Raw genomic sequence first — 23,325 nt, forward strand, 5'->3', positions numbered from 1 at the left:
GATGCAGTTCCGGGTCTTCGAGCCGAGCTACGACTTCATCGACGCCCGGCTGAACGACTTCCTCGGCGACCGGCTGGCCTCGGTCATCGCCCAGGTGGAAGGCCCGCTGCGTGTGGCCCTGGTCCTCTACATCGTGCTCTACGGCTACGCCATTTTCCGCGGCGCGATCAGCGAACCGATCATGGATTTCGCGATCCGCGGCATCAAGCTGGTGTTCATCTACCTCTTGGCCACCACCGCCGCCTACGGCGACTTCGTCACCCGGCCGCTGTTCACCGACCTGCCCAACGCCCTGACCGAGGCGATCAGCGGGGCCGGGACGCCCAGCGTCGGCGCGGCCTTCGACCAGTTCTTCGCCTATGCCGCCTACCTCGGCGAGAAGATCAGCCGCGACGCCTCCGCCTTCAATCCGGCCCCCTACGTCGTCTCGGCGGCAGTGTTCATCATCGGCGCCCTGGCCGCCGCGCTCGGCTTCGGGGTGGTGCTGGTCGCCAAGCTGGCCCTGGCCCTGCTGGTCACGCTCGGACCGATCTTCATCGCCTGCGCCCTGTTCGACGCCACCCGCCGCTTCTTCTTCGGCTGGCTGAGCCAGGCGGTGAACTACCTGATCCTGTTCGCCCTGATCATCGTCATCTTCCAGCTGGTGCTGTCGCTGGTGCGCGACCAGTGGGGGGCGATCGAGGGCGGCGACCCTATGATCGGCGGCCTGATCTTCATCGCCCTGTGCCTGCTCGGCGCGATCTTCTTCCTGCAGACCCCGGCCATCGCCGCCGGCATCGCCGGCGGGGCCAGCGCCGGCCTAGCCGACTTCGCCAACGCCGCCGCGCTGGGGACCAGCGGCTCCGGCCGCGCCGTCGGACCGCAGGAGGCCGGCCGCCAGCCGCCGCGCGGCGGCGGATCCATTCGACCCACGGGAGCCCGCTGATGACCATCCCCCGCCTGCTCATCCTCGCCGCCGCCGCCACGGTCCTCGCCGGCTGCGCCAGCCTCGGTCGCGACGACGCCCGGGTCTGCGACGGCCGTCATCGCCGCCCGGCCAACCCGCACGGCTCGACGCTCGTCCCCGCCCCGGCGCCGGCCCAGCCGCAGCCGCCCGCGCCCGCGCCCGCACCCCCACCCTCGGCCTCGCTCGGCGGAGGCTGCGCATGACCGGCGTGCCCGCCCCCGATCTGAAGGCCTATTTCGCCGAGGCCCGGCGCTGGGACCAGGACCGCCTGGCCGAAGCCCTGCGCTCGCGCCGACTGGCCTGGGCGGCGGCCGCGACGGCGGCGGCCCTGGCTGCGATTTCCGTCAGCGCCGTGGCGGAGCTGACGCCGCTGAAGACCACCGAACCGTTCGTGATCCGCGTCGACCAGGCGACCGGCGCCGTCGACGTGGTGCGCGGCCTCGGTCCGGGCGACGGCCCGGCGACCTATGACGAGGCGATCAGCAAATTCTTCCTCGCCCAGTATGTGCGGGCCCGCGAGGGCTATCTCGACGCCGCCGCCGAGGACAGCTTCCGCCTGGTCTCGGTCCTGTCGGGCGGCGCCGAGCAACGGCGCTGGGCCGACCTCTACCGCGGCTCCAATCCGGACAGCCCGCAGAACCTCTACGGCCCCGACGCCGAGGCGATCGTCAACATCCGGGCGATCGGCTTCATCAACGACGGCGTCGCCAACGTCCGCTTCCATCGCACCGTGCGGCGGGCGCAGCAGGTCGTCGAGAGCGACTGGATCGCCACCATCGCCTTCACCTACACCCGCGCCCCGATGTCCGAGGCCGACCGCCTGCGCAACCCGCTCGGTTTCCAGGTCACCTCGTACCGCGCCGATCCGGAGGTCATCCGATGAACCGCCTGTCGACCGCCCTCGCCATCGCCCTGACCCTCCTGGCCGTGCCTGCCGCCGCCTTGGCGGAGGACTCGGCCGACCCGCGCATCCGCATCGTCGACTATGACCCGGACGGCATCTACCGGATCACCGGCGCCTATCGCACCGCCACCCAGGTGGTGTTCGCCCCCGACGAGACCATCCGCCATGTGGCGGTCGGCGACAGCGTCGCCTGGGAGGTCGCCGCCGAGGGCTCGGTGCTGTTCCTCAAGCCCCGCGAGCGGCACCAGGCCACCAACCTGCTGGTGGTCACCGACCGCGGCGGTCAGGCCCGCCACTACGCCTTCGAGCTCGCCGCCGGCGAGGCCCGCGGCCGGACGCCCGCCTATCAGATCCGCTTCCGCTACCCGGCCGACGACCAGGCGCGGGCCCTGCGGGCGGTGGAAACCGCGGCCGCCGCCGTCGAGACCCGGCTGGTCGGCCTCGCCCTACAGCAGGGCGCGCTGGAAGGCCCGCGCAACCTGGCCTATTCCGTCCAGGGCTCGGCCGACCTGCAGCCCAGCGAGGTCTCGGACAACGGGCGGTTCACGGTGCTGCGCTTCCCCGGCGGCCAGGCCGTGCCGGCCATCTTCGCCGTCGCCGAGAACGGCAGCGAGCGGCTGGTCCCGTTCGACGTGCGCGGCGACTACGTGGTCATCCACGGCGTCGAGCGCGGCCTGCGCCTTCGCCGCGGCCGCCAGGTGCTGTGCATCTACAACGAGGCGTTCGACCCAAGGGGCGTCGGCGGCGAGACCGCCACCGCCTCGCCCCAGGTCGAGCGCGCGCCCGCGGGAGGCCGCCCATGACCGTCGAAGACCCCAGACCCCCGGCCGACGACGGCCCGGTCAGAACCGCCCCGGCGGAGGCGGACCGGGCGATCTCGCCGATCGCCGGCCGCTTCGGCGGTCAGCGGCGCTGGATCAGCCTGGCGGCCTTGGCCGCCGGCTGCGGCGTCTTCCTCTTGGCCACCTGGGACCGCGACGGCGCCGCCAAGCCGCCGGCCGAGCCCGATGCGCCGGCCCGCCAGTTGGTCCCGTTCGAACCGGCGCGCCGCGAGCCCCCGCCGCGGCTGGCCGACGCGGCGACCGACCCGCTCGCCCCCGGCCTCGGCGGCGAGCCCGGCCCCGAGGTTCCGGCCCTGGAGCCCCGCACCGCCGGGCCCGGCCCCGCACCGGCCGATCCGCGCCGCACCCTGCTGGAAAGCGCCCAGCGGGCGCCGGTGCTGGCCTACAGCCGCCCGGCCCTGTCGGCGCCGACGCTCACTGGACCGGCGGCGGCCCTCGCGTCGCCGCCGGCCGCATCGCCGACCCCGCTCGACGCCCTGCGTCAGGCCGGCCCGATCGGCCGGGCGCAAGCCGGCCGGCTGCCCGACCGCAACCTGTTGCTGGTCGCCGGCGCCGCCCTGCCCTGCGTGCTGCAGACGGCGATGGACAGCTCGACGCCGGGCTACGTCAGCTGCGTCGTCCCCAAGGACATCTATTCCGACAACGGCGCCGTGGTGCTGATGGAGCGCGGCACCCGGGTGCTGGGCGAATACCGCGGCGGCCTGCAGCGGGGCCGCAGCCGCCTCTTTGTGCTGTGGACCCGGGCGGTGACCCCGACCGGCGTCACCGTCACCCTGGCCTCGCCGGCGGCCGACGCCCTTGGCCGGGCCGGGTTCGACGGCGAGGTCGACACCCACTTCTGGCAGCGCTTCGGGGGCGCCCTGCTGCTCTCGGTCGTCGACGACGGCGTCCACGCCGCCGTCGGCGAGGACGGCCCGGCCGGGACCACCCGCCTGCCCTCCGACGCCGCCGGCGTCGCCCTGCAGGCGTCGGTCGGCATCCCGCCGACCCTGCGCAAGGCGCAGGGGGCGGAGGTGTCGATCTTCGTGGCCCAGGACCTCGACTTCTCACGCGTCTACCGGCTGCGGGCCCGCTGATGGACGACACCGCCGTGCTCGACCACTACGTGGCCCCGATCCGCGCCTTCCTCGAGCCAGACGACGTCACCGAGGTGGTCATCAACCGGCCCGGCGAGGTCGGGGTCGAGCACGCCGGCCGCTGGGTCTGGCACGAGGCGCCGCAGCTCACCGAGGCCTGGCTGCGCACCCTGGCCACCGCGGCGGCGGCCTTCACCAAACAGGACGTCGGCGAGGAGCGGCCGATCTGCTCCACCGTCCTGCCGGGCGACGAGCGTTGTCAGATCGTCCTGCCGCCGGCGACCCCGGCCGGCGCGGTCTCCCTGACCATCCGCAAGCCCTCGCGGCGTCAGCTGGGGCTGGCCGACTTCCAGGCCGCCGGCCTGTTCGACCGGGTGGCCTCGGCGCGGAGCGGCGACCAGGACGGGACCGACGCCGAGTTGGTCCGCCGGCGCGAGGCGGCGGACTGGGCCGGCTTCTTCGACCTGGCGGTCAAGGCCCGGCGCAACATCCTGATCTCGGGCGCGACCGGCTCGGGCAAGACCACCTTCGCCAAGGCCCTGGTGGCGCTAATCCCCGACCAGGAGCGGCTGCTGACCATCGAGGACACCCGCGAACTCGTCGTGCCGCATCGCAACGTCGTCCACCTGATCTATTCCAAGGACGGCCAGGGCCTGGCCAAGGTCACCGCCAAGGCGCTGCTGGAAAGCGCCCTGCGCATGCGGCCCGACCGCATCCTGCTGCAGGAGCTACGCGACGGGACCGCCTTCTTCTACCTGCGCAACGTCAACTCCGGCCATCCCGGCTCGATCACCACGGTGCACGCCGATTCCGCCGCCCTCGCCTTTGAGCAGCTGACCCTGCTGGTGCGCGAGTCCGAAGGCGGCCGCGACCTGCCGCGCGACGACATCCGCGCCCTGCTGCACCTGCTGATCGACGTGGTGGTCCAGATGAAGAAGGTCGACGGCGTCTTCCGGCTGACGGAGGTCTGGCATGAGCCGGCTCGAAAGCGTCAGCCCGGCGGCTAGGGCCGCCCTGATCGCCGCCGCCCTGCTGGCGCTGCTGGCGGCCGCCGCGGTCGGCACAGCGCTGGTCGCCCTCGCCGGCCTTGGCCGCCTGGAGGCGGACGTCGACCTGACCCGCGCCCCGGCCTGGTTCTGGTACTACCGCGAGGACCCGCAGGTGCGGCGCTGGCTGAGCGTCGCCGCCAGCGCCCACGGCCTGCTGCTGCTGGTCGTCGCGGTTGCCGTCATCCTCAACCGTCGCCGCCCCCTGCACGGCGCCGCCCGCTGGTCGACGCCGGGCGAGCAGCGGACGGCCGGTCTGCGGGCCCGCGAAGGCGTCCTGCTCGGCCGCGCCGGCGGCGAGCTGCTGATCTCGGGCGGCCCCGACCATGTGATGCTCTACGCGCCGACCCGCACCGGCAAGGGTGTCGGCGTGGTCATCCCCAACCTGCTGGCCTGGCCGGGCTCGGTGGTGGTGCTCGACATCAAGCGCGAGAATTTCGCCGCCACCGCCGGCTTCCGCGCCACCGCGGGCCAGACGGTGCTGCTGTTCGACCCGCTGGCGCGCGACGGCCGCACGGCCCGCTTCAATCCCCTCGGCCATGTCGATCGCGCCGACCCCGGCGCGGTCCTCGACGAACTGCAGCGGATGGCGGTGATGCTGTTCCCCGGCCACGACCATGCCGATCCGTTCTGGGCGGAGGCGGCCCGCGTCGGCTTCATCGGCGTCGGCGCCTATGTCGCCGAAACCCCGGACCGGCCCTTCACGCTCGGCGAGATCTTCCGCCAGCTGACTCGGGGCGATCCGCGCGCCCGCTTCCCGGCCCTGATCGCGGCGCGCCGGTGCGAGGGCCGGCCGCTGTCGGGGCCCTGCGCCGCTGCCCTCACCGACTTCTGCGCATCCAGCGAAAACACCTTCGCTTCGGTTCGCCAGACGATCACCACGCGGATGGGCCTGTGGCTGAACCCGGCGGTCGACGCCGCCACAGCCGCCAGCGACTTCGACCTGCGCGCCCTGCGCCGGGGCGGGGTCTCGCTCTATCTGGGCGCCACCCCGGATAACATGCAGCGGGTGGCGCCGCTCTACAGCCTGCTGTTCCAGCAGCTGATTGACCTCAGCAGCCGCGCCCTGCCCGGCCCCGGCGACCGTCCGGTGCTGGTGCTGCTCGACGAGTTCGCCCGGCTGGGCCCTGCGCCCGTGCTGGCCCACGCCTTCTCGTTCGTGGCCGGCTACGGCCTGCGGCTGCTGCCGGTGATCCAGAGCCCCTCGCAGCTGCGCGCCCTCTACGGGCCGGACGTCACCGAGGAGATCCTGACCAACTGCGGCGTCGAAGTGGTCTTCGCGCCCAAGGAACTGAAGGTCGCCCAGGAGCTCAGCGAGCGGCTCGGGTCCTACACCTACAGCGCCCGCAGCCGCAGCCGGCCGACCGGCCTCAGCCCCGGCCGGCGCAGCACCACAGCCTCGGACCAGCGCCGGCCGTTGATGCTGCCCCAGGAGCTGATGCAGCTGCCCGCCGACGCCCTGATCGTCCTCAAGGCTGGCCTGCCGCCGACCCGCGGGCGCAAGATCGTCTACTGGCGCGAGCGGGTCTTCACCGACCGCCAGCGCCCCCCGCCGGCGATCCCGATCGCCCCGTGCCTATCGCCAGCCGGGCCGGCCGAGAGCGCTGGGGTCGCGCCTGGTGAGGACGACGCATCGCCGCCGCTGGAGTTCGACGCCATCGTCCGCGCCTTCGCCGAGGAAGGCGTGCCGCCGCCGCAGGCCGGCGCCAGCGAGCAGGAGGTCGGCGACTGGCTGGACCGGATGATCGACGCGGCCGCTGCGCCCGTCCCGCAGGAGCGCGAACCATGAGGCCGCCGTCCCGTCTCGACCAACCCCAGGCCGAGCCCGCCCCGAACCGGCTGGCGCCCTCGGGCCAGCCGGCTGCCATGTCGCGGCTCAAGGGCGATTTGCCGCCCTCGCTCCTCGACCGCTATCTGATCGAGCACGACGGGCGCGGGCGCGCCGAGCGCTTCTTCCGCGACCATCGCGCCGCCGAGCCGGCGTTCCGGGACGCCGGTCGCGCCCTCGTCGCCGCGACAGCCTATCCCGATGTGGTCGCCGACATGCTGAAGATCGCCCGCCATCGCGGCTGGACGGAGGTCCGGGTGCAGGGCGACGCCGCCTTCAAGCGCGAGGTCTGGGTCCAAGCCCAGGCCCTGGACATCACCGTGAAGGGCCACCGGCCAAGCGAGCGCGACCGGCAGGCCGCCGGCCAGCCCGCCCGGACCCCGGACCGGGAGACCGCGCGCGCCCGCGACGGCCAGGAGCCCCGGCGCGCGGCCGATCTGGAGGACCGCCTGCGGCGCGCCGCCGTCGTCGTCCGCGGTCTGATCGCTAATCCGGAGGCTCGGGCGCGCCTGCTCGCGCGAGCCTGGAGCCGCGCCGCGGCGCATCTGGAGCGCGCCGCGCCGGTGCGGACGCGCCCTGGACCACCGGGCCCGATCCGGATCGACGCCGATCGGCGCCGCGAACGCGACCGGTAGGCGCTCAGCCCTCGGTGGGCGCGACCGCGGCGTTGGCCCGGGCGGCCAAGTCGGCGCAGGCCTCCATCAGGGCCTCGAACGGCTCGGCGTCGTTCTGGAGCAGGCCGTCCTCGATCATCCGGCGATAGTCCTCGCCCAGCGTCTCCAGCGAGGCGCCCTCCGGCTTCAGGCGCAGTCGGCCCGAAACAGCCTGGCCGTAGTCGATGACCTGGCCGTCGGCCGTCTCACGGAAGAACATCGCCTTATGGCGCGCGACCGCCGCCGCCAGCCCGCGGTCGGCGATCGCCGTAGCGGCGAAGCCGGCGGCGTCGAGCCGCGCCAGATCGTGCCAGTGCCGGGAGAAGCGGTCGCCGCGCAGACGCCCTTGGGCACAGTAGACGTGGGCCGCGGTGGCCTTCTCCCAGAAGGTCCGCTCGGCCGCCATCACCCGCGGCTTGGCGGCCGGAAAGACCAGCCCGGCCAGGTGCGGGGCGGCGTCACAGGTTACGGCCCGCGGCGCGCTCGGCTCGCCCGTCGCCCGCGCGCCGAACTCCAGCATCACGCTGGGCGAGACATAGCCCGTGCCGGTCCGGGTCGGCGCATAGTCGATGAAGGCCTTGGCGTCCTCCACGCGCACGGTCGCGGCGATCCCGTCGGCGGCCAGGCGCGCCTCCAGCGCCGGCCGGACCTGCGTCTCGACCCACTCGGGCAGGCCTCGCCGGACCGCGTCGGACCAACGCCGTTCCTCGGCGCGACTGGCCGGGAGCGGGTCCTCCCCGGCCTCCGCCAAGGCCGGCAGCAACTGCCGAATATCGTAGGTGAGGTCGACGTCCTCGGAGAAGCGCTGGATGACGTCGTAGGCCTTGGACAGGGAGGTGCCGCCCTTGAAGACGAGGTGGTCCCCGAAGGGCGCCTCGAACAGGGCCTGCAGGGCCCAGACGACCCAGACGTCCTTCTCCAGCAGGTGGGCCGGACGGCCCGAGGCCTCGGCGGCCACGCCCAGGGCGTCGCGCCGCTCCGCCTCGGACAGGCGCAGGAAGAGCTCAGCCATGCGCCGCCGACCGGCTGACGGACCGGGCCAGCCAGGTCGGCAGGCGCGGCCCCACCGCCACCAGTTCCCCGAAGGCCGAGGGGCCCAGCTTGCGCTTGAGCATTTCCAGGGCCGGCTCGACCTTTTCGGGCCCGAGCCAAGCGAGCGCGCGCACCGCCTCGCCGGCGGGGCGGCCGGCGAGCAGGAGTTGCCAGGGCGGCGCGTGCTTGAACTCGACGGTCTGCTTGCCGAGGTTGAGGGTGCGATCGGGTCCGCTGGTCAGATAGACCATGCGGATCGGCACCTGGGTCGTCAGCCCCAGGGCGTTCGCCGCCGCCGCCCCGTTGGCGGCGATCACCTCGCCGCGTTGCGCCCCGACCGCTTGCACCACCTTCTCCACGGCGGGCGGCCGAACCCCGAAGCGGCTTTCCAGCGGACGGACATAGAGGCCGCGGCCGGCGCGCAGCAGCCGCCCGGCGCGCACCAGTCGCGACAGCGCCTGGTCCACGGCGGCGCGGCTGCCCAGGTGCAGCAGCGCCTTGGCGGCGATCGGCGCGCCTTCGGGGAGCGCCTGGGCGCGTTCCATGATCTGTTCGGCGAGGGCTTGCACGGCGATTCTCCTGTCAGAAACATATAGGAGTTTCTGACAGCATTCAAGAACGGCCCGCGCCCCGCAGCTCATCGCCGACGCTCCGGCCCGGCTGCCCCGCCATCCCGGCGCGACTTCTCGCGTCGGACGACCGCCTGCTCGAGCGCCTCCTGGCGGGTCCGCACCGGCGGCATGGCTTTGACGAACGCCTCCAGGTTCCGCGCCAGAGTCTGGTCGGCCGCCGACGGCGAGCGACGCAGCGCCAGGGCCTGGGCGACATAATAGCGTCGGACCTTCGCCTGCCGCTGGCGCAGGGCCTCGGTCCACGGCTCGGCCGCGCCCTCCGCCATCGCCTCGCGCCAGGCGGCGCGATCCCGCTCCGAAGGCGGGCCCGTCCCCGCCTCGAACCGCTCGCGCAGCTTGCGCAGCGGCGTGCGCTCGGCCTTGCGCACCACGCCGCGGGCCCGCCGGGGCGTCGCCTCGGCTTCGATCCCGCGCGCCCGCAAGGCGGCGGCGAAGGTCTCCCGCCATTGCTGCAGATCGGCCTTGCGCGGATTGAGCCGGCGGCCGTCCTCGCCGAGCATCCGGACCGTCAGATGCACATGCGGGTGCCGCTCGTCGGTGTGGCAGGCGAAAACGTAGGGGTGCGTCCCCCCGAAGGTGCGGGCGGCGAAGTCGCGGGCGGCGTCCTGGGTCCGGAACGCCTCCGTCCCGGGTGGCATGCTGAGCACGATCGACAGGCTGACGCTGCTGTCGCGCCGTCGGCCCGGCTCGGCGGCCACCTCCGCCATCCAGTCCTCGGCCAACATCCGGACCGCCGCCCGCCCCTCCAGCCGCTCGCCGTCGGGGCCCTCCAGCGGCAGGGCGCCGTTGCGGGAGATGTAGAGCAGGTGGCTGGAGAGGTGGCCGCCGTCCCGGGTGCGGCCGGTGATCTTGACCACCACCTCCGGGACGCGCCGCGCGATCCGCCCCAGCCGCGCGGCGGGCGACGCCTCTCCGGACCGGAGGCTGACCCGCCCCGTCCGGTCGGTGATACGGGCCCGCCGGGGATCGATCGGCGGCCGCACCGTCTCCTCGAACCCGCGCACCTGGATGAAGTCGCTCATCCCGCCGCGTCCCAATAGCCGAGGTCGCCCTCGAAGGCGGCGCGAAGGCCGCGCAGCTGATCGCGGATCTGATCGGCCAAGCCCTCCATCTGCGCGATCTCCAGGTCGAGCACCCGGCCGGGCAGGACCGCCGCGTTCAGGGCGCGGGCGATCTGGTTGACGTTGACGCCGATGCGCCGCAGTTCGCGCTGCACGCCGATGAAGGCCTGGGCCGACGGCGGCGTCAGCTGCGGCCGGTCATGCAAGCGCCGGCGCAGCAAGGCCACGGCCCACTGCGTGCGGCTGAGCCCCACGCGCCGCGCTTCCCGCTCCAGGGCGGCGCGGTCCGCCTCGGTCAGTCGCAGGGTCAGCTTGGCGCACGTCGGCCCGCCTCGGCGAATGGCCACCCCGTCGCCCGCGCCCGCCGCCGCCTCCTCGATGACCCGGCGCAGCAGCCGCGAGCGCCCGCCCCGGCCGGCGGCGACGGCGTCGAACCGGGCGGCGAGATCGTCGTCGAGCCTGACGCTGAAGTGGGGCAAGGGAGCGGTCTCTGTGTGACATTGCCGGCGCAAAGCCTATCCTGCCCTAGACCGCGATCCCCCTCGCCCCGTAGGTCTCCGGTGCTCCCCGCCCTCCCCTCGGCGACCGCAAAGGCGCCCGCTCGCCCGCCGCCCTGAAGGGCGCCCCCAGCCGGGCGCAAGCACCGATTTCAAAGCCAGACCAACTGAATTCGCGGCGCGCTCTGGGCCATCACGGGTGAGGCCGAAGCCGCTTGAGAGTAACGCGCGTCTCTGGAGTCATTCCGAAAAAGCGCGTGGCCAGATCGGGCGAGATCGTTTGGCTGATCGGCCCTGGAATGACGGACATCAGAAGCTGCAGGGCTGGGTTCAGACGCCGCGCGTCCCAGTCCAGCGCCGCCATCAGATTCGGCACATTGCCGCTATCCAGTTCGAGCGCCTTGGCGGCCAGCGTCGCCGCATCGTCTTGGGGCGACACACCCTTCACCACCGGATCGAACAACGCGAACAGCGGATAGAGCGGCCGCACGCTTCGAACAGGATGACCTGACGCCGCTGTCGTGGAGGCTAATCCAAAGGCGCTGAGTTCTGCGGCGGCATCCTCAAGGTCCCGCACGGAGACATCCGGAAACGCCACACGAATCGCGTCAAACGTCACCGGGTCTTCAAGACCAAACTCTGAGGTTTCCACCAGCCACACCGCCAGGGCCGAGGCCTCGACGGACATCCGGAACTTCGGATTGTGCAGGGCCTCAAGGGCCTGAAGCCGGGCCTCGTGATCATTGCTCGCGTCGGTGACGGCGTCACGCCAAGTTTCGACATCCTTCTGGAACTGAGACGGATGGGTCGTCTGGTAGAGACGGCTCAAGGCGGCGGTGACCGGAGTGAACTGAGTGACGGCCTCAGCCACCGCTCGCCACAGCGCCCGATCGAGGTTTTCCTTCGGCGCGTCGATCATCTCAATCTTCGAGCCTGGCGTCGCCGAAGGTGCGGGTGGTTCCGACCGCCGTGACCGACAGGAAGTCGACCCTCTTCTCGAGCGGTACGCTCAGAAGGGTCAGCAAGGTCGCGCTAGTGCGACGGCTCCTCACCTTCCAGACCGAGGTGGACAGGTGCCACTTGGCGCCGGCGAGCGCCTCAATGCGCTTGAGCAAGGCGTTTCGACGCTCGTCGTAGGTCCCCTTGCCGGGGACATCGGCCGCCTTGATCCGAAAAGTCACCAGGAAGGACTTCGGCTCGCCCGTGAGAAGACGCTCGCTTTCCTGGATCTTCGCCACGACGTCGTCGCGTGGCACGGCGAGCTTACGTTTGAGCGCTTCCTGGAAACGGTCGGTCATCGGGAATCCCTCTCTTGGGTCAACGAGCCGATCACGTTCACCGCTCTACCCCTAGTCGCATATGGGTGCGCCGACGACCGACCGAAACGATGCATTGCGACTCATATTGAAATATGATTTCATTTCGATATGAAGCTGAGCGAACTGCTGCCGATCGTCGCCTCCACCTTGGGGCTGCCCCCCGCGTCCGTGAGGGTGCTAGGCGCCCACCTTCGCAAGCATGGGCTGATCACCCGCGGCGGCAGGGGCCGAGGCGGAGCCGAGATGACGCCGACTGATCTCACCAACCTGCTCCTGGCCGCCATGTCGGGCGGACAGGCGAAGGATGCCCACCTCGCCGTTATCCGGTTGCGGGAGGCTTCGGTCGATCCCCGCTCGGAGCGCCAGGACGAACCGGCGCGTCCGATCGAGGACCACCCGATGTTCATGCGCCCTCATCAACTGGGCGAGGCGTTGGATGCGATCTTTCTGAGCTACGCCGCCGAGGACGAGTTCAACGACGAGGGCTACGGCTTCCCCATCACCAACATGTTCCTGACAGTGCACTCGCCGCACACCCTCTGCTACGAGGCCGATCTCTGGCTGGACAATGGCAGCGAGGATTGGACGTTGCGCTATCATCGCAATCACCCGGACTTCGACGACCTCCCCAGAGACCAGTGGCAGGAAACGGCGCGGGGCCTGGTCGCAGGCAAGGGCGATCTCGCGTTCACGGCCCGTGTGACCTCGAACACCTTCTACGAACTGGCCGAGGCCCTGGGCCAATCCGCAGGAGAAGAGGCCAATCGCCGCCTGGCCGCGGTCCTGGACCGGCGGTCGGCATGACCTCCGATCAATCACCCTTGGGCGCCCGCACAATCGACGTGGACGAGATGCGGAATCCCGTCATCGCGATGCATGACCTGATCAACGTCGATACAGCCTACACCGTCTACTACGACGAGACGAACAACATCCGGCGGCTCCACGTGACGCCGGAGGGGCTGAACGTCGGCGATCCGAAATGCTTTGTCCTTGGTGGCATCGCCTACGACGGTCCGATGCGCGATCTGGGGTTCGACCGCCTGAGCTCAGCGCTCCGGCTCCAGCCCTCCGCCAAGGAGCTGAAGTTCTCCCACTTGGCCAAGGGCGACTTCCTCGATGTGCTGGGCGCCTCCAAGGTCGCAACACTGTTAGAATGGCTGAACGCGGAGGGACTGTTCATCCACTATGAGGCGCTCGATCCGCTCTACTGGTCGACGGTTGATATCGTGGATTCGATCCTGGCTGAGGACGACGAGAACCCGATCCTGATGATGATGGGGCCGGCGCTGAAAAACGATCTGCACGGAGTCCTGCGCGCGGACCTCACGTGCATGATCGACCTCTTCCAGCGCTACACCTATCCGAACGTCGGCCGGGACCGGCGAAAAGCCTTCATCTCAGAACTGCTGGACGCGCTCGAGGCGCATCGCGACGAGATGGAACATTTCAGCTTCCAGATGCTGAAGGGCTTGCTGCAGATCGGCCTCCGGCTGGACCGATTGCCCTTCCTTGAGGAGGAACGACCTAACGTCCTCATCGATGAGTTCAGCACCTTCTACCTTCACCGCCTCTGCTTGCTGAAGAACGCACAGCATGTGCTCGATACGGAGCCGGTCATCATCGATCGGCTGGAGGCGATGCCGCTGACCCTGGCCGGCGCGCCCTTCCGGAACTTCCGCTTTGTGGCCCGATCCGAAGATGAGCCTGGCGTGCAGATTTCCGACGCCATCGTCGACCTGGTCGGAAAATTCTACAGCTGGATCATCGCGGCCGAGATGGGCGACGTGGTGCAGGCGCGAAGGTCGTTGTCTCCTCGACAGGAGGCGGGCCGAAAGAACCTTCGGCGCCTCGTCGATCGCTCGATCGGGCAGACGCCCGCCTTCGCGCACCGCGTGATGAGTCTAGCCGACCAGTACAAGGCTGACCGGTTCCTGGAGGGCTGACGCCGGCCGAAGGCACCCGGCCGGCGTGGGCGCCGTCGCCTCACGGTGACGCAGCAGGCTGCAGCGCCTGAAGCCAGGCCACGCCGCGCTGGGCGTGCGCCGCCGCCGAAACGATGAAGCGCTTGTCGCCGCGCAGCACCTTGAGCCAGTGGTCGAGGTAGGCAGCGTGGTCCTCGCGCGGCTCGAGCGCCAGCCCGAGGTCGGCGCAGAGGAAGGCGGCGCCGAGTTCGGCGACGAGCTCCTCGCGGGCGTAGGCTTGGGTCGACCGGCTGAAGTCGCGGGCGAGACGAGCGGCATGGCCCGTCCAGTGCACGCATTCATGACCCAAAGTGGCGTAGTAGGTCTGCGCGTCGTGGAACTGTTCGAACGCCGGCATCTGCACATGGTCCGTCGATGGGACGTAGAAGGCCGAGCTGCCCCCGTGGCGAATGTCCACGCCAAGCTTCGCAAACCAAGCCTCGACCTGGGCGATCCGGGCGTCCGGATTGACGGCCGGCGCGGGCTCCGGCGCATGGCCTTTGCCCAGACCGTCGATCTGCTCGACGTTGAAGACGGTGTAGGCCTTCAGGAATGGGATGCGGCGCAGCTTTTCCTCGCCGGCGTCGTCGGTCTCCGCGCGCGCCAGGGTGTTGGCGTAGACGACGGTGGCGCCGGTCTCACCCTTGCGGACGTGGGCGCCCAAGGCCAGGGCCTGGCGGAAGGTCATCCAAGTTGAGGCCTGGAAGCCCCGGGCCATGGCCTCGGACCAGAGCAGAAGGACGTTGATGCCGCTGTAGGCCTCGCCGTTGTGGCGGAGTGGCCGGCTGACGCTGGCCGACGATGTCCAAGGCTGGGTCCAGGGGCGAACGCCCGTCTCCAGCTGGGCGATGATCTTGTCGGTGATCCGGGCGTAGAGGTCGGGGCGAGCGGGTTCGTTGGGGCGCAACATGGCGGCCTCCGTGAAAGGATGTTGGGAAGGAGACGGCGGCGCCGGGGTCGGCGCCGCCGCGGCTCAGGTCAGCGGGACCAGATCAGGCTGTGTCCGCCCTCGACCTCGACCAGGGAGGCGTAGATCGGAGCGGGGAAGCTGGGATCGTCGAGCTTGACCGACAGGTATTCGCGGTTCTCGCGGGACGTCTTCTTCCAGGCGGCGCCGAACTCGGTCTGACCGGAGAAGATGCGGAAGTCGGGGGCCTTCTCGTCGGTCTTTTCGTTGGCGCGCAGCTGGGCCGCCTTGACGTTGAGGGTGAGGGTCTTGATCGAACCGCTATAGCTGCCGTCCGCTTGCTGGGTGAAGGTGCCGATGGTGGCCATGGAAGTCTCTCCTTGCTGTCGGGCCACGCCTGCCGCGGCCTCGATGGCGATCGGTGGACCGGAAGCCGGCCGGCCCGCAGGGCGAGCGCAGCGAGCGCCCGCAGCGGAGCGGAGGACCGGGAGAGCGGTTTTCTTGTCTCGCGAGGAAGGCCGCAGGCCGGGGAAGAAAATCGATCGACCGGTTGCGAAGCTGGCCGGGCTTCGGTCAGATCAGGCCATAGAGAGGCCGCGCAGGCGGCGGTGCTGCCAAGAAGAGCTTTGGCCGGCGCGGGAGTTGCCCGAACGCGACGGCTGAGCGGGACGGTTCCAACCCTCGAAGCGAAACCCCCACGCCGGCTCAATCCCGGTAAACGCACAACGAAGACATGCCGCCTCCAGATCGAGGAGATCAGTTCCGATGGCCGCAAGCGGACGACAGCAGCCTGCCCAGGGCTTGAAAGCGAACTGCAGGCGCCCCTAGGCTGACCACCCAGCGGAACTGGTTCGACCTCATGAAAGCGATCGCGGGATACGACGCCCAGGGGGCAGAACTCGCGGCGCGGTACGAGCAACTGCGGGCGGAAGACGTGCACGCCGCCTTTTTGAGTTTCCTACCGACCGGTCCGGACAAGTTGGCCCTCGACATCGGCGCGGGTTCGGGCCGCGACGCGGCCTGGCTCACCCGAATGGGGTTCGACGTCGTTGCGGTCGAGCCCGCACGCGGCATGAGGGATGCGGCCGGAGCCCGCCACGGCAAAGAGAAGATTCGATGGCTCGACGACCGTCTCCCTGCACTCGCGGCGACCCACCGCCTGGGGCTCGCCTTCGACGTCGTGCTTCTCAGCGGCGTGTTCATGCACATTCCGCCGGACGAGCGCCCCCGCGCCTTCCGCAAGATCGTCACGCTATTGAAGCCCGGCGGGCGCCTGCTGATCTCGGTGCGGAATGGCTCCGGGTCGGCTGACCGTCCCATGTGGCCCGTCGCCCGTGGGGAACTCGAATCCTACGCCCGATCCCACGGCCTCGCGATCTTGCAGATCAACGAGGGGCCTGACCTTCAGGCGCGGCAGGACGTCCACTGGACGTCGTACGTTCTCCAACTTCCGGACGACGGCGCCGGCTCCCTCCCGTTGCTTCGAGGGATCATCCTCAACGACGACAAGTCCGCGACCTACAAGCTTGGCTTGCTAAGGGCGATCGCCCGCATCGCCGACACCGCTCCGGCTCTGGCAATCGATCGGGCAGATGCAGACGTCGTGGACCTGCCTCTGGGGGCCGTCGCTCTGAACTGGCTGCGGATGTACCTGCCCCTCGCCGCCGCTGACCTCCCTCAACTTCCCGGCAATCGCGGCGCCGACAGGCTGGGCTTCGCGGGTGCGGCCTTTCGCCAGTTGCTGGCTGATCGTGTCGCCGGACAGGACTTGCGGATCGGCGCCCGTTTCACCGGCGAACGCGCGGCGATCATCGCCAGGGCGTTAGCCGACGCCCGCACGAACATCTGCCGAATGCCGGCGAACTTTATCCGTTACCCGAACTCTGAAACCCGGGTGTTCGACGCGGCGCCGGCGCGTGCGCCCAGAATTCGTGACGACCTCGTGCTGGACATGGAAACGCTGCGCGGATTTGGCACGATCACCGTGCCCGGCCCGGTCTGGCGCACCCTCCAGCGGCTGGGCGCTTGGGTGGAGCCGGTGTTGGTCAGCGAATGGAGTCGCCTGATCGAAGGGTTCGCGCTGCGGTCCGGACGCGTGATCGTCCCCGGCGAAACGGACGCCGCTCTCCGCTGGCTGGACCCGGCGCGCGATACGACCCTGGCCCGGGAAACCGCCCGGCGGCTGATCGCCAACAATCGCCCGGTGCACTGCGTCTGGACGGGCGGACGCCTCTCGCTCGAAGCCCTCGACATTGACCATTGTTTGCCTTGGACCGCCTGGCCCTGCGGCGATCTCTGGAACCTCTTTCCAGCGCGCGCGACCGTGAACCGCAATGCAAAGCGTGATCGCCTGCCCTCCGCCGCCGCCCTGGCTGCGGCGCGCGACGGTCTGCAGCATTGGTGGCGGCAGGCCTGGGAAGCGGACGAAGCGCTTGCGCAACGGTTCTGGCGCGAGGTGGAGGCGGCCCTTCCTGTCGGACGGATCCGCGATCTCGACGATGTCTTCAGCGGCCTTGAATGGCGTCGCCTGCGGCTACGACAGGACCAGCAGGTGCAGGAGTGGGCTGGCGTCTAGGCTCCGGTGGCGGGCGGGCTCACAGACGCTGTTTCTGCATCCGCTTCAGTCACGGCTGGCAAGTCTGACCGCAGAAAATCGAGGATGGTCTTCAACTTGAGCAGCATCTCGTCGAACGTGAGCACCAACACATGCCGCAGATCGCGGCGGAACATCTCGAACGACTTCTTCTCGTCGTCGCCCGCCGGGTTGCGGCCGACGATGACCCGGCATTGAACGGCGTAGACCTCCAGGTCGAACGCGCGCGACTTCAGCCTCTTCGACGCGAAGTCGATCTGCAGTTGGTACTTCTGGTCAAGCACTTGGGTGATCGAACCCGATAGGTCACGCGACGGCGCATAGACGCCCTCGCGGTATGGGACTTTCCCGAGCAGCGCCGTATCGGGCGTCTTGATCTCGATGAGCGCCAGATTGCCACTCAGCGCCGCAGACGCGGTGAAGTCGGTGATCTTCTCGCCCTTGCCGTCGAACCGGCCCCCGCCGACGGAGACCTGATCGCCCATCGCGATGATGGGATAGCCGAACGCGAGCTTGAGCGCGAAGGGATAGGTCTTGAAGAAGGTTTGCCAGGCCGCCTCGCCGCGATCTTCGCCGAGGAGCTTTTCATAGCGCTTGATGAGTTCCTCGAGCGTGATGAGTTCGACTTCCCGCGCTAGGGCCTGCACGGCGGCCGGTTTGCGAGTCACGACATCACGGGCAAGCGGCGCGACCGCGCTCAAGGCCGCTTCGCGATCCTTCCTGGGAAGCACCGTCTCCACGCCGGCGCGGATGGCGGCAAGGATCGCGCCTTTTTCGTGCGAGACCGGAGTTTCGGGAAAGCGTGTACTGTCGGCGGCGGTGAGCAGCGCGTTGTGCGCGAGCCGATGCTTCTCGTCCATCGCGCGATCGAGCGCCCGGCGGTGAATGGTGCGCACGCCCCGGCGCACCTCGTCGAACTGAATGCGAGCGACCGTCAACGTTCCGGCGTCGAAGGTTGGCAGCCCCTTGCGGGGCCCGTTGCGGACTATGAGTGTCGATACCCCTGCCGCCTCCAGTTCGTCGACTATGCTGATCAGTTCATAGTCCAGACCCAAGCCGGCCTCCGGCGTGACGACGAAGCCGGCAGTAAGCCCTTTCAGCGCATACTGAGCGCTCTCCCAATCCTCCGCCCCGAATAGGTTCAGGGCTTCGAAGCGGATCGTCCGAAGGACATCGTACTTCGGTCCGAACAGGCCATGGCCCATCCGCGTGGCGTTCAGCGGATAGGTCTCGATCCAGCCGGCTTCGGTGTCGGCTTTCGCGATAAGGATCGGCCCGCGCGGGGGCGTGTAATCCGGCTCGGCTCGCAAACTTGTTTCGATCGCCTTGGCCTTGGGTGTGTAGCGGACTTCCCAGGCCCGGCCCTTTCGGACCGGCGCAAAAGTGATCTTCCCATTGTCGGGAAGATCGTTGCGCGCTCCGCCCGCCGGCCCCCTCGCCATGCCCGCCTCAGAACCCTGTGATCAGCTGGATCTTGTCCGGCGAAAGACCCGGGCGGACGCTGATGCCCTGGTAGACGACTTCAAGGTCGGCGCCGCTCCCGCCGACTGGGGTCGGCGTCAGCCCCGCCTCGGAACAGAAATCCTCCCAATGGTCGTAGCCAATCGTGACGGCTTGCAGATCGTCGCCGTGATAACCGAGGATGGCGCGATCGACCTCGTCCCTAATGGTCATTGCCTTGTCTTCCTGGAGCAAAATCAACCACCACCTGCGCGTCGCCCGCGAGGATCGGATCGCCTGTCACAACACCGCGGCTACGGGTACAGATCATGTAGAGCGGGTCGGGGTTGAAGGTCTCGAAGATGGCTATGACGGTCTCGCCCTCGGGTTCCCTCTCGCCGACGGTGGAGACATAGTCCCTACCGTTGTGGCGATAGGCGACGCTGTAAATTCGACGCTCGTTCGGCGCGAAGGCTACCTTGCGCATGAAGGCGCGGACCGACTCGTACACTTCTTCGGCGGTTTCCGAAGCGCCGGCAAAAGGTATGAAGAAGCGGGGCAGTTCAGCGGGTGCGTCACACCTCATTCGCTGCCTCCTCCCGCAACTGTGTCAAGCGCTCCTCGCAGACCATGGTAGAGAGCTGGCGCAACACCTCGACCCTCTCCGTCAGCCAAGTCAGTTCCGCGGGTGCGATCTTGTAGTGCGGAGAATAGCGCGCCTTGACGTAGGCCTCGCGCAGCAGCTCGAAACAGCGGCGCTCGAACTTGGTTTCGCGCGGCCAGGCTGCCGTCAACCGGGCGTCAATCCCCTCGCCCTTTTTTCGCAGGAAGGCGAGGTTGTGCGCCTTGCTGCTATATAGCGTCACTACCAAAAGGAGGCAGTGGTAGAGGTGTTCCGCGGCTTGATGGAGTAGAAAAGCCGCCCAATTGGGCTGGTTGTTCTCAATGTAGAACTGAGTCCCTGCTTGTGCACCGGTTGCGCTCCTCATCCATTTCTCGAAATGCTGTTCCGCCTCGGCGAGCGCGACCTTGGCCTTGAGGTCCGCCGGTTTGTGCAGCTTGGCGCCTGGCGTGTCGTAAAGCAGGACCCCATCGCGCAGGATGTCGGCGAAGAAGTAACGCCCCCGGTCCAGTTGGTCGTTCACGTCGTCCAGGCTATGGACGATGATGCTAACGGGCGTCCGGATCTCGCCTTCACCTGGCATTGTACGGTTGGTGGCCTCGTACCAGAACTCCCCGTCGGTGAGGTCTTCGTGGTCGACGATGACCAGCAGGTCAAAATCCGAAAAATATCTTCCGACCGGGTCGTGAACCCAATCGCCCCGGGCGTATGACCCATACAGGATAATCTTAAGGATCTTTCCGTTCTTCAACCGCTCGGCGCGGCGCGTGGAGATTGCGTCTTCGAAGGACGCGCGGATTACCTCGACCACGTGGCGCAGTTCCGCCTGCTTCCGGGGCGGGAGATGATCGAGGTTCTTTTTCACCACTGGAGTCTCGCTGAACACGAAAGTTGCCGCAAGTCGAAGGCATTCATCATCTTTGCGTCACCGTGTCCGGCTTGGGGTATCCCTCGGGACTCCAGTCGCGCGCGTTCGCCTCGGAATAACGCCTTCCCTCGTCGAGCAGCCACGCGAGTTGATGTCGACGCTGATCTGCTTCGATGTGCTCTTCCCAGATCTCCTCAAGCTGAGCCTCGTCCACGTCCGGTTCGCGGTGGAATCGCAAGAGTTGCCGGCGCCGATAAAAGAGGTTGAGGCAGCGCTGGCGATGCCGGTCGTAGTCATCTATGGCCGCCATGATCTCAAAGTTCCGCTTGGCTCTCTGAGCGGCTTCCTGCCGGTCGAATTCAGGCCGCTCGTGTGGAGTCACCGAGATCAGCAAGCTGCGGATATCCTGGATGCTCAGGCAGTCGTCGATGAGGTGCTGACCGGTCTGTTTGGTGTCGGTGACGATCTGCCGGCAGTCCTTGCAGATCCAGACCCACCGATGGTCGCCGTAGGTTAGCCCGTCCTCGTACCAGCCATTGCGTCGTCGCAGCGCGTCCTGCCGCGCCTCAATCGCGAAGATGCGGCGACGATGAGCGCCCGCAGTCCAAAGCCGGCTTTTGGGCGACTTGCGCAGCATCTCGAACCGCGACCGTTCGCAGGTCTCGCATCGCCAGTCCTCGCCGGGACCATGCCAGTCATCGTTGGGCGGACGGGCGGCAGTGAACCGGGCCAGATCGTCCAACGTCGGCACGGTGGTCGGTTTGCGGGCGGCGTTCCTGGTTGAAGACCCGAACCCGTCGCGCTGGATCGAACGCGCATGGATAGCCGCCAGCAGGCCCTCGCCGCGGAACGGCAGGCCGGCGTTCTCAAGTAAGTCGTTAGTGACCGCCGCGAGCGGATGGGGCGGGTAGCTTGAGCCTTCACGGACATGGCGACCATCGGCGATCCGCCGTGCCATGATCTCCATGAACGCCAAGCGATCGGCGACATCCTCCGCGACCTCGGTCCAGATCGTCCGCGCCACGTCGTCATCGATCTCATGGGCTCTGTTGGGCGCGACGCGGATGAAGCGGGCGATCTCCGATGGCGCGAAACTGAACTGCGGATGGACAACCCCTTCGAGGGCGGCCTTGGCGGCCCCATCCGCGGCATTGCAATCGTTGCAAACCAGGGTCGGGTGAAAACGCTCCGCGAGCGCTCGGCAGGCCAGGACCGCGCTGCCGACGGCGTCGCGCCGCGCCCGGTCGGCGTGCTTGACCTGACTGCGGAAGAGGATGGCGGCGCCTTCTTCGTCGAGATGGTCATGGTGCCGGTCGAGTTGGCAGAGCAGGACGCCCGCCGAGGTGAGCCTGGCGATCTGCGGCTTGCGCCGCAGACAGACCGGGCAGAACCAGTCGACTGGCGTCGAGGCCCAGCTGGCGTTGAGCTCTAGCAGCGTCGTCCCGGCTTGGGCCAACAACCCTCGGGTCTGCGCGCTCCAGCGGCCGTCGAGCGATGGCAGCGTCCGCTCTATCGTCGCGTCGTCGGCGAAGGCGAAGTCCGGAAGCTCTAAGCGCCACATCACCAGCGCCTCAGAACAAATCGATTTCGCCGGGGCGGGCGTCGCGCTCGTCGACCACCAGGACCACGTAGTCGTCATGGCCCCTGGTCTTGAAGAACCGCGCCTTTACTTCCCACAGCGTTCCGGAATCTCCCTTCACGGAGGCGACGATGTGGTCGCCGACGACCGGACAGACGCCGGCGCATTCGGACAGGTCGATGTCATGCTGCATATCTTCCAGGCGGCCATCGGGACTGCGGCTATAGAGGCGAAGAATGGTCATGGTCGTCTCCCTGTGCGACTCGCGCGCCCTATCCTATCGCCGTATGCGTCAAATTCGGTCGTAGGGCCTGCCGCTGAGGCCCGGTGTTCCAGCAGTGCCCCGCTGTCCCTCAAGCGGTGGGGATCCAATGCTCCAGCCGCACCTCGAAGATCGCCGGGCTTTGCGCGTATTGGTCGCCTGCGGGATCGATATAGGCGAGGTAATATTCCGATGGAGGCGACGCCATGAGGCCCGTCCCGAAGACCGTGGTATCCGGCTGATAGAAGCTGAGTTCTCGACGTCGCCCGAGAACCTCCCGGACAAACGCCTTTTCGAAGTCGGCGACGGCCTTGCATTCCATGCCCAGGAGCACTTCAGCGGGTCGAGGCCGTGGGTGATGCGGATCCCGCAACACCACGATATCGATCTCATGATAGGCGCTTAGGTCGTTGATCGCCGAGCCGTTCAAGAGAGCAACCTCTGCCCCCAGGGTCATGACCTCGATGTCCGTATAAAGCCGCCCGACAAGGACTCCGGCGTCGAACAGCATGAAGTGCGACGCCGTCGGATCGGCAAAGCCGCCGCTTGCTTTGAGCTTAAGCGGCCCAACTCCGGTGTAGACCGGCATGAGACCGTGGTCGCTATGCAGCTTGGCGAGCAGCCGGCCGACGCAATAGACCTCGTACAGCTTCCCACGCGCGGCGTGGACCGCATGAACAATCTGCATCGGCGTCAGCGCCGTGACCTGGCCGAAGATATCCATGATCTCATCGGCGCAGGCTGCTTCATCCAAGGCCGGCATCGTTGTCCTCCAGGATGCGGCCCCGCAGTTCGCGGATGCGCCGAAGCGGTTCGGACAAATCGGGCAGGTCGGCCAGGTCGAACTCGACGATGCCCTCCGCCGTCGCCGAGGGCAGCACGGCGATCGCGGTCGACGGCATGTTGACGGCTTCTACCTCGTGACCACCGACCTCAAGCATGCCGCGAATCTTGGCCATCGCCTCGTCGTAGACCCCGCGGTGCAGGAGGAGAATGTGCCGTTCCAGCGCTTCCAGCCGGCGGATCAGCCGTTCCCGGGGACGAAGCCTCCGTCGGACACCGTCCACGGATCGCTCATCGGAATAGATCGAACTCTCTCCCAAGTCCGGAGCGCCCAAGCGCATGGCTTGAGCCTGGATCAGGGTCTCGATCCGCAGGCAGGCTTGCTCGTTCATACCCAGCGACTAGGACTGGTTCGCCAACCTTGCAACCTTTGCGTGGGCGCGGCCAGATCGCCAGCCGACGGTTTGACGC

The 23,325-nt window shown here is 68.7% G+C and carries 27 protein-coding genes; 11 read left to right on the forward strand and 16 right to left on the reverse strand.

The window, feature by feature from the left end:
- The first annotated feature begins 1 nt into the window (after position 1).
- From J7346_RS07855 to J7346_RS07890, 8 genes are read left to right on the forward strand one after another with little or no spacing between them, the layout of a single operon-like run.
- Positions 2-925: a type IV secretion system protein gene (locus tag J7346_RS07855; protein WP_209119356.1), complete on the forward strand. Its 924-nt coding sequence runs from the start codon at positions 2-4 to the stop codon at positions 923-925.
- Complete coding sequence (locus tag J7346_RS07860; RefSeq protein WP_209119357.1) at positions 925-1,149, forward strand: hypothetical protein; 225 nt, start codon at positions 925-927, stop codon at positions 1,147-1,149. The genes J7346_RS07855 and J7346_RS07860 overlap by 1 nt, the downstream gene beginning before the upstream one ends.
- Positions 1,146-1,829: a virB8 family protein gene (locus tag J7346_RS07865; protein ID WP_209119358.1), complete on the forward strand. Its 684-nt coding sequence runs from the start codon at positions 1,146-1,148 to the stop codon at positions 1,827-1,829. The genes J7346_RS07860 and J7346_RS07865 overlap by 4 nt, the downstream gene beginning before the upstream one ends.
- On the forward strand, positions 1,826-2,653 hold the full coding sequence (locus J7346_RS07870; RefSeq protein WP_209119359.1) for a TrbG/VirB9 family P-type conjugative transfer protein: 828 nt from the start codon (positions 1,826-1,828) through the stop codon (positions 2,651-2,653). The genes J7346_RS07865 and J7346_RS07870 overlap by 4 nt, the downstream gene beginning before the upstream one ends.
- On the forward strand, positions 2,650-3,768 hold the full coding sequence (gene virB10 / locus J7346_RS07875; RefSeq protein ID WP_209119360.1) for a type IV secretion system protein VirB10: 1,119 nt from the start codon (positions 2,650-2,652) through the stop codon (positions 3,766-3,768). Before J7346_RS07870 ends, virB10 begins: the two co-directional genes overlap by 4 nt.
- The gene (virB11, locus tag J7346_RS07880) at positions 3,768-4,775 is read left to right on the forward strand and encodes a P-type DNA transfer ATPase VirB11 (protein ID WP_209119361.1); all 1,008 of its coding nucleotides are present in this window, start codon (positions 3,768-3,770) and stop codon (positions 4,773-4,775) included. The genes virB10 and virB11 overlap by 1 nt, the downstream gene beginning before the upstream one ends.
- On the forward strand, positions 4,741-6,603 hold the full coding sequence (locus tag J7346_RS07885; RefSeq protein WP_209119362.1) for a type IV secretory system conjugative DNA transfer family protein: 1,863 nt from the start codon (positions 4,741-4,743) through the stop codon (positions 6,601-6,603). Before virB11 ends, J7346_RS07885 begins: the two co-directional genes overlap by 35 nt.
- Positions 6,600-7,277 (forward strand): LPD7 domain-containing protein, encoded by a 678-nt coding sequence (locus J7346_RS07890; RefSeq protein WP_209119363.1) that lies wholly within the window; start codon positions 6,600-6,602, stop codon positions 7,275-7,277. Before J7346_RS07885 ends, J7346_RS07890 begins: the two co-directional genes overlap by 4 nt.
- 4 nt (positions 7,278-7,281) lie before the next feature.
- Here J7346_RS07890 and J7346_RS07895 read toward each other — a convergent pair whose 3' ends face one another.
- The 6 genes from J7346_RS07895 to J7346_RS07920 all read right to left on the reverse strand — a co-directional run bounded on the left by J7346_RS07895 (position 7,282) and on the right by J7346_RS07920 (position 11,815).
- Complete coding sequence (locus J7346_RS07895; protein ID WP_209119364.1) at positions 7,282-8,307, reverse strand: nucleotidyl transferase AbiEii/AbiGii toxin family protein; 1,026 nt, start codon at positions 8,305-8,307, stop codon at positions 7,282-7,284.
- Positions 8,300-8,896, reverse strand: coding sequence for a DUF6088 family protein (locus tag J7346_RS07900; RefSeq protein ID WP_209119365.1), 597 nt, complete (start codon positions 8,894-8,896; stop codon positions 8,300-8,302). The genes J7346_RS07895 and J7346_RS07900 overlap by 8 nt, the downstream gene beginning before the upstream one ends.
- A gap of 68 nt (positions 8,897-8,964) precedes the next feature.
- On the reverse strand, positions 8,965-9,981 hold the full coding sequence (locus J7346_RS07905) for a relaxase/mobilization nuclease domain-containing protein (protein ID WP_209119366.1): 1,017 nt from the start codon (positions 9,979-9,981) through the stop codon (positions 8,965-8,967).
- Complete coding sequence (locus J7346_RS07910) at positions 9,978-10,499, reverse strand: MobC family plasmid mobilization relaxosome protein (protein ID WP_209119367.1); 522 nt, start codon at positions 10,497-10,499, stop codon at positions 9,978-9,980. The genes J7346_RS07905 and J7346_RS07910 overlap by 4 nt, the downstream gene beginning before the upstream one ends.
- Before the next feature lie 211 nt (positions 10,500-10,710).
- The gene (locus J7346_RS07915; protein ID WP_209119368.1) at positions 10,711-11,436 is read right to left on the reverse strand and encodes a hypothetical protein; all 726 of its coding nucleotides are present in this window, start codon (positions 11,434-11,436) and stop codon (positions 10,711-10,713) included.
- 1 nt (position 11,437) lies between these two features.
- Positions 11,438-11,815: a hypothetical protein gene (locus tag J7346_RS07920; RefSeq protein WP_209119369.1), complete on the reverse strand. Its 378-nt coding sequence runs from the start codon at positions 11,813-11,815 to the stop codon at positions 11,438-11,440.
- Between the two features lie 129 nt (positions 11,816-11,944).
- Here J7346_RS07920 and J7346_RS07925 point away from each other — a divergent pair, with 129 nt between their 5' ends.
- Together J7346_RS07925 and J7346_RS07930 are read left to right on the forward strand one after the other, a co-directional pair.
- Positions 11,945-12,640, forward strand: coding sequence for a hypothetical protein (locus tag J7346_RS07925; RefSeq protein WP_209119370.1), 696 nt, complete (start codon positions 11,945-11,947; stop codon positions 12,638-12,640).
- Positions 12,637-13,782 (forward strand): hypothetical protein, encoded by a 1,146-nt coding sequence (locus tag J7346_RS07930; RefSeq protein WP_209119371.1) that lies wholly within the window; start codon positions 12,637-12,639, stop codon positions 13,780-13,782. Before J7346_RS07925 ends, J7346_RS07930 begins: the two co-directional genes overlap by 4 nt.
- Positions 13,783-13,822: 40 nt before the next feature.
- Here J7346_RS07930 and J7346_RS07935 read toward each other — a convergent pair whose 3' ends face one another.
- Positions 13,823-14,710, reverse strand: a complete 888-nt coding sequence (locus tag J7346_RS07935) for a zincin-like metallopeptidase domain-containing protein (RefSeq protein WP_209119372.1) — start codon at positions 14,708-14,710, stop codon at positions 13,823-13,825.
- Between the two features lie 68 nt (positions 14,711-14,778).
- On the reverse strand, positions 14,779-15,075 hold the full coding sequence (locus tag J7346_RS07940) for a DUF736 domain-containing protein (RefSeq protein ID WP_209119373.1): 297 nt from the start codon (positions 15,073-15,075) through the stop codon (positions 14,779-14,781).
- A 491-nt stretch (positions 15,076-15,566) separates the two neighbouring features.
- Between J7346_RS07940 and J7346_RS07945 the strand changes: the two genes are divergently transcribed.
- Positions 15,567-17,282: a methyltransferase domain-containing protein gene (locus J7346_RS07945; protein WP_209119374.1), complete on the forward strand. Its 1,716-nt coding sequence runs from the start codon at positions 15,567-15,569 to the stop codon at positions 17,280-17,282.
- Here J7346_RS07945 and J7346_RS07950 read toward each other — a convergent pair.
- The 8 genes from J7346_RS07950 to J7346_RS07985 all read right to left on the reverse strand — a co-directional run bounded on the left by J7346_RS07950 (position 17,279) and on the right by J7346_RS07985 (position 23,246).
- Entirely contained in the window at positions 17,279-18,742 is a 1,464-nt protein-coding gene (locus tag J7346_RS07950; RefSeq protein WP_209119375.1) for a Shedu immune nuclease family protein, read from the reverse strand. The genes J7346_RS07945 and J7346_RS07950 overlap by 4 nt on opposite strands.
- A 7-nt stretch (positions 18,743-18,749) precedes the next feature.
- Positions 18,750-18,974 (reverse strand): hypothetical protein, encoded by a 225-nt coding sequence (locus J7346_RS07955; protein ID WP_209119376.1) that lies wholly within the window; start codon positions 18,972-18,974, stop codon positions 18,750-18,752.
- Entirely contained in the window at positions 18,964-19,326 is a 363-nt protein-coding gene (locus J7346_RS07960) for a hypothetical protein (RefSeq protein WP_209119377.1), read from the reverse strand. The genes J7346_RS07955 and J7346_RS07960 overlap by 11 nt, the downstream gene beginning before the upstream one ends.
- A complete protein-coding gene (locus tag J7346_RS07965) occupies positions 19,316-20,227 on the reverse strand; it encodes a nucleotidyltransferase and HEPN domain-containing protein (RefSeq protein WP_209119378.1) in 912 nt (303 codons plus the stop codon). Before J7346_RS07965 ends, J7346_RS07960 begins: the two co-directional genes overlap by 11 nt.
- A 49-nt stretch (positions 20,228-20,276) precedes the next feature.
- Positions 20,277-21,791, reverse strand: coding sequence for a hypothetical protein (locus J7346_RS07970; protein WP_209119379.1), 1,515 nt, complete (start codon positions 21,789-21,791; stop codon positions 20,277-20,279).
- 10 nt (positions 21,792-21,801) lie between these two features.
- The gene (locus J7346_RS07975) at positions 21,802-22,053 is read right to left on the reverse strand and encodes a hypothetical protein (RefSeq protein ID WP_209119380.1); all 252 of its coding nucleotides are present in this window, start codon (positions 22,051-22,053) and stop codon (positions 21,802-21,804) included.
- Positions 22,054-22,162: 109 nt separating this feature from the next.
- Positions 22,163-22,834: a hypothetical protein gene (locus tag J7346_RS07980; protein WP_209119381.1), complete on the reverse strand. Its 672-nt coding sequence runs from the start codon at positions 22,832-22,834 to the stop codon at positions 22,163-22,165.
- A complete protein-coding gene (locus J7346_RS07985) occupies positions 22,818-23,246 on the reverse strand; it encodes a hypothetical protein (protein ID WP_209119382.1) in 429 nt (142 codons plus the stop codon). Before J7346_RS07985 ends, J7346_RS07980 begins: the two co-directional genes overlap by 17 nt.
- Positions 23,247-23,325: the final 79 nt, after the last annotated feature.

The organism is Brevundimonas sp. A19_0, assembly GCF_017744255.1.
In the GTDB taxonomy this organism is placed as follows: Bacteria; Pseudomonadota; Alphaproteobacteria; order Caulobacterales; family Caulobacteraceae; genus Brevundimonas.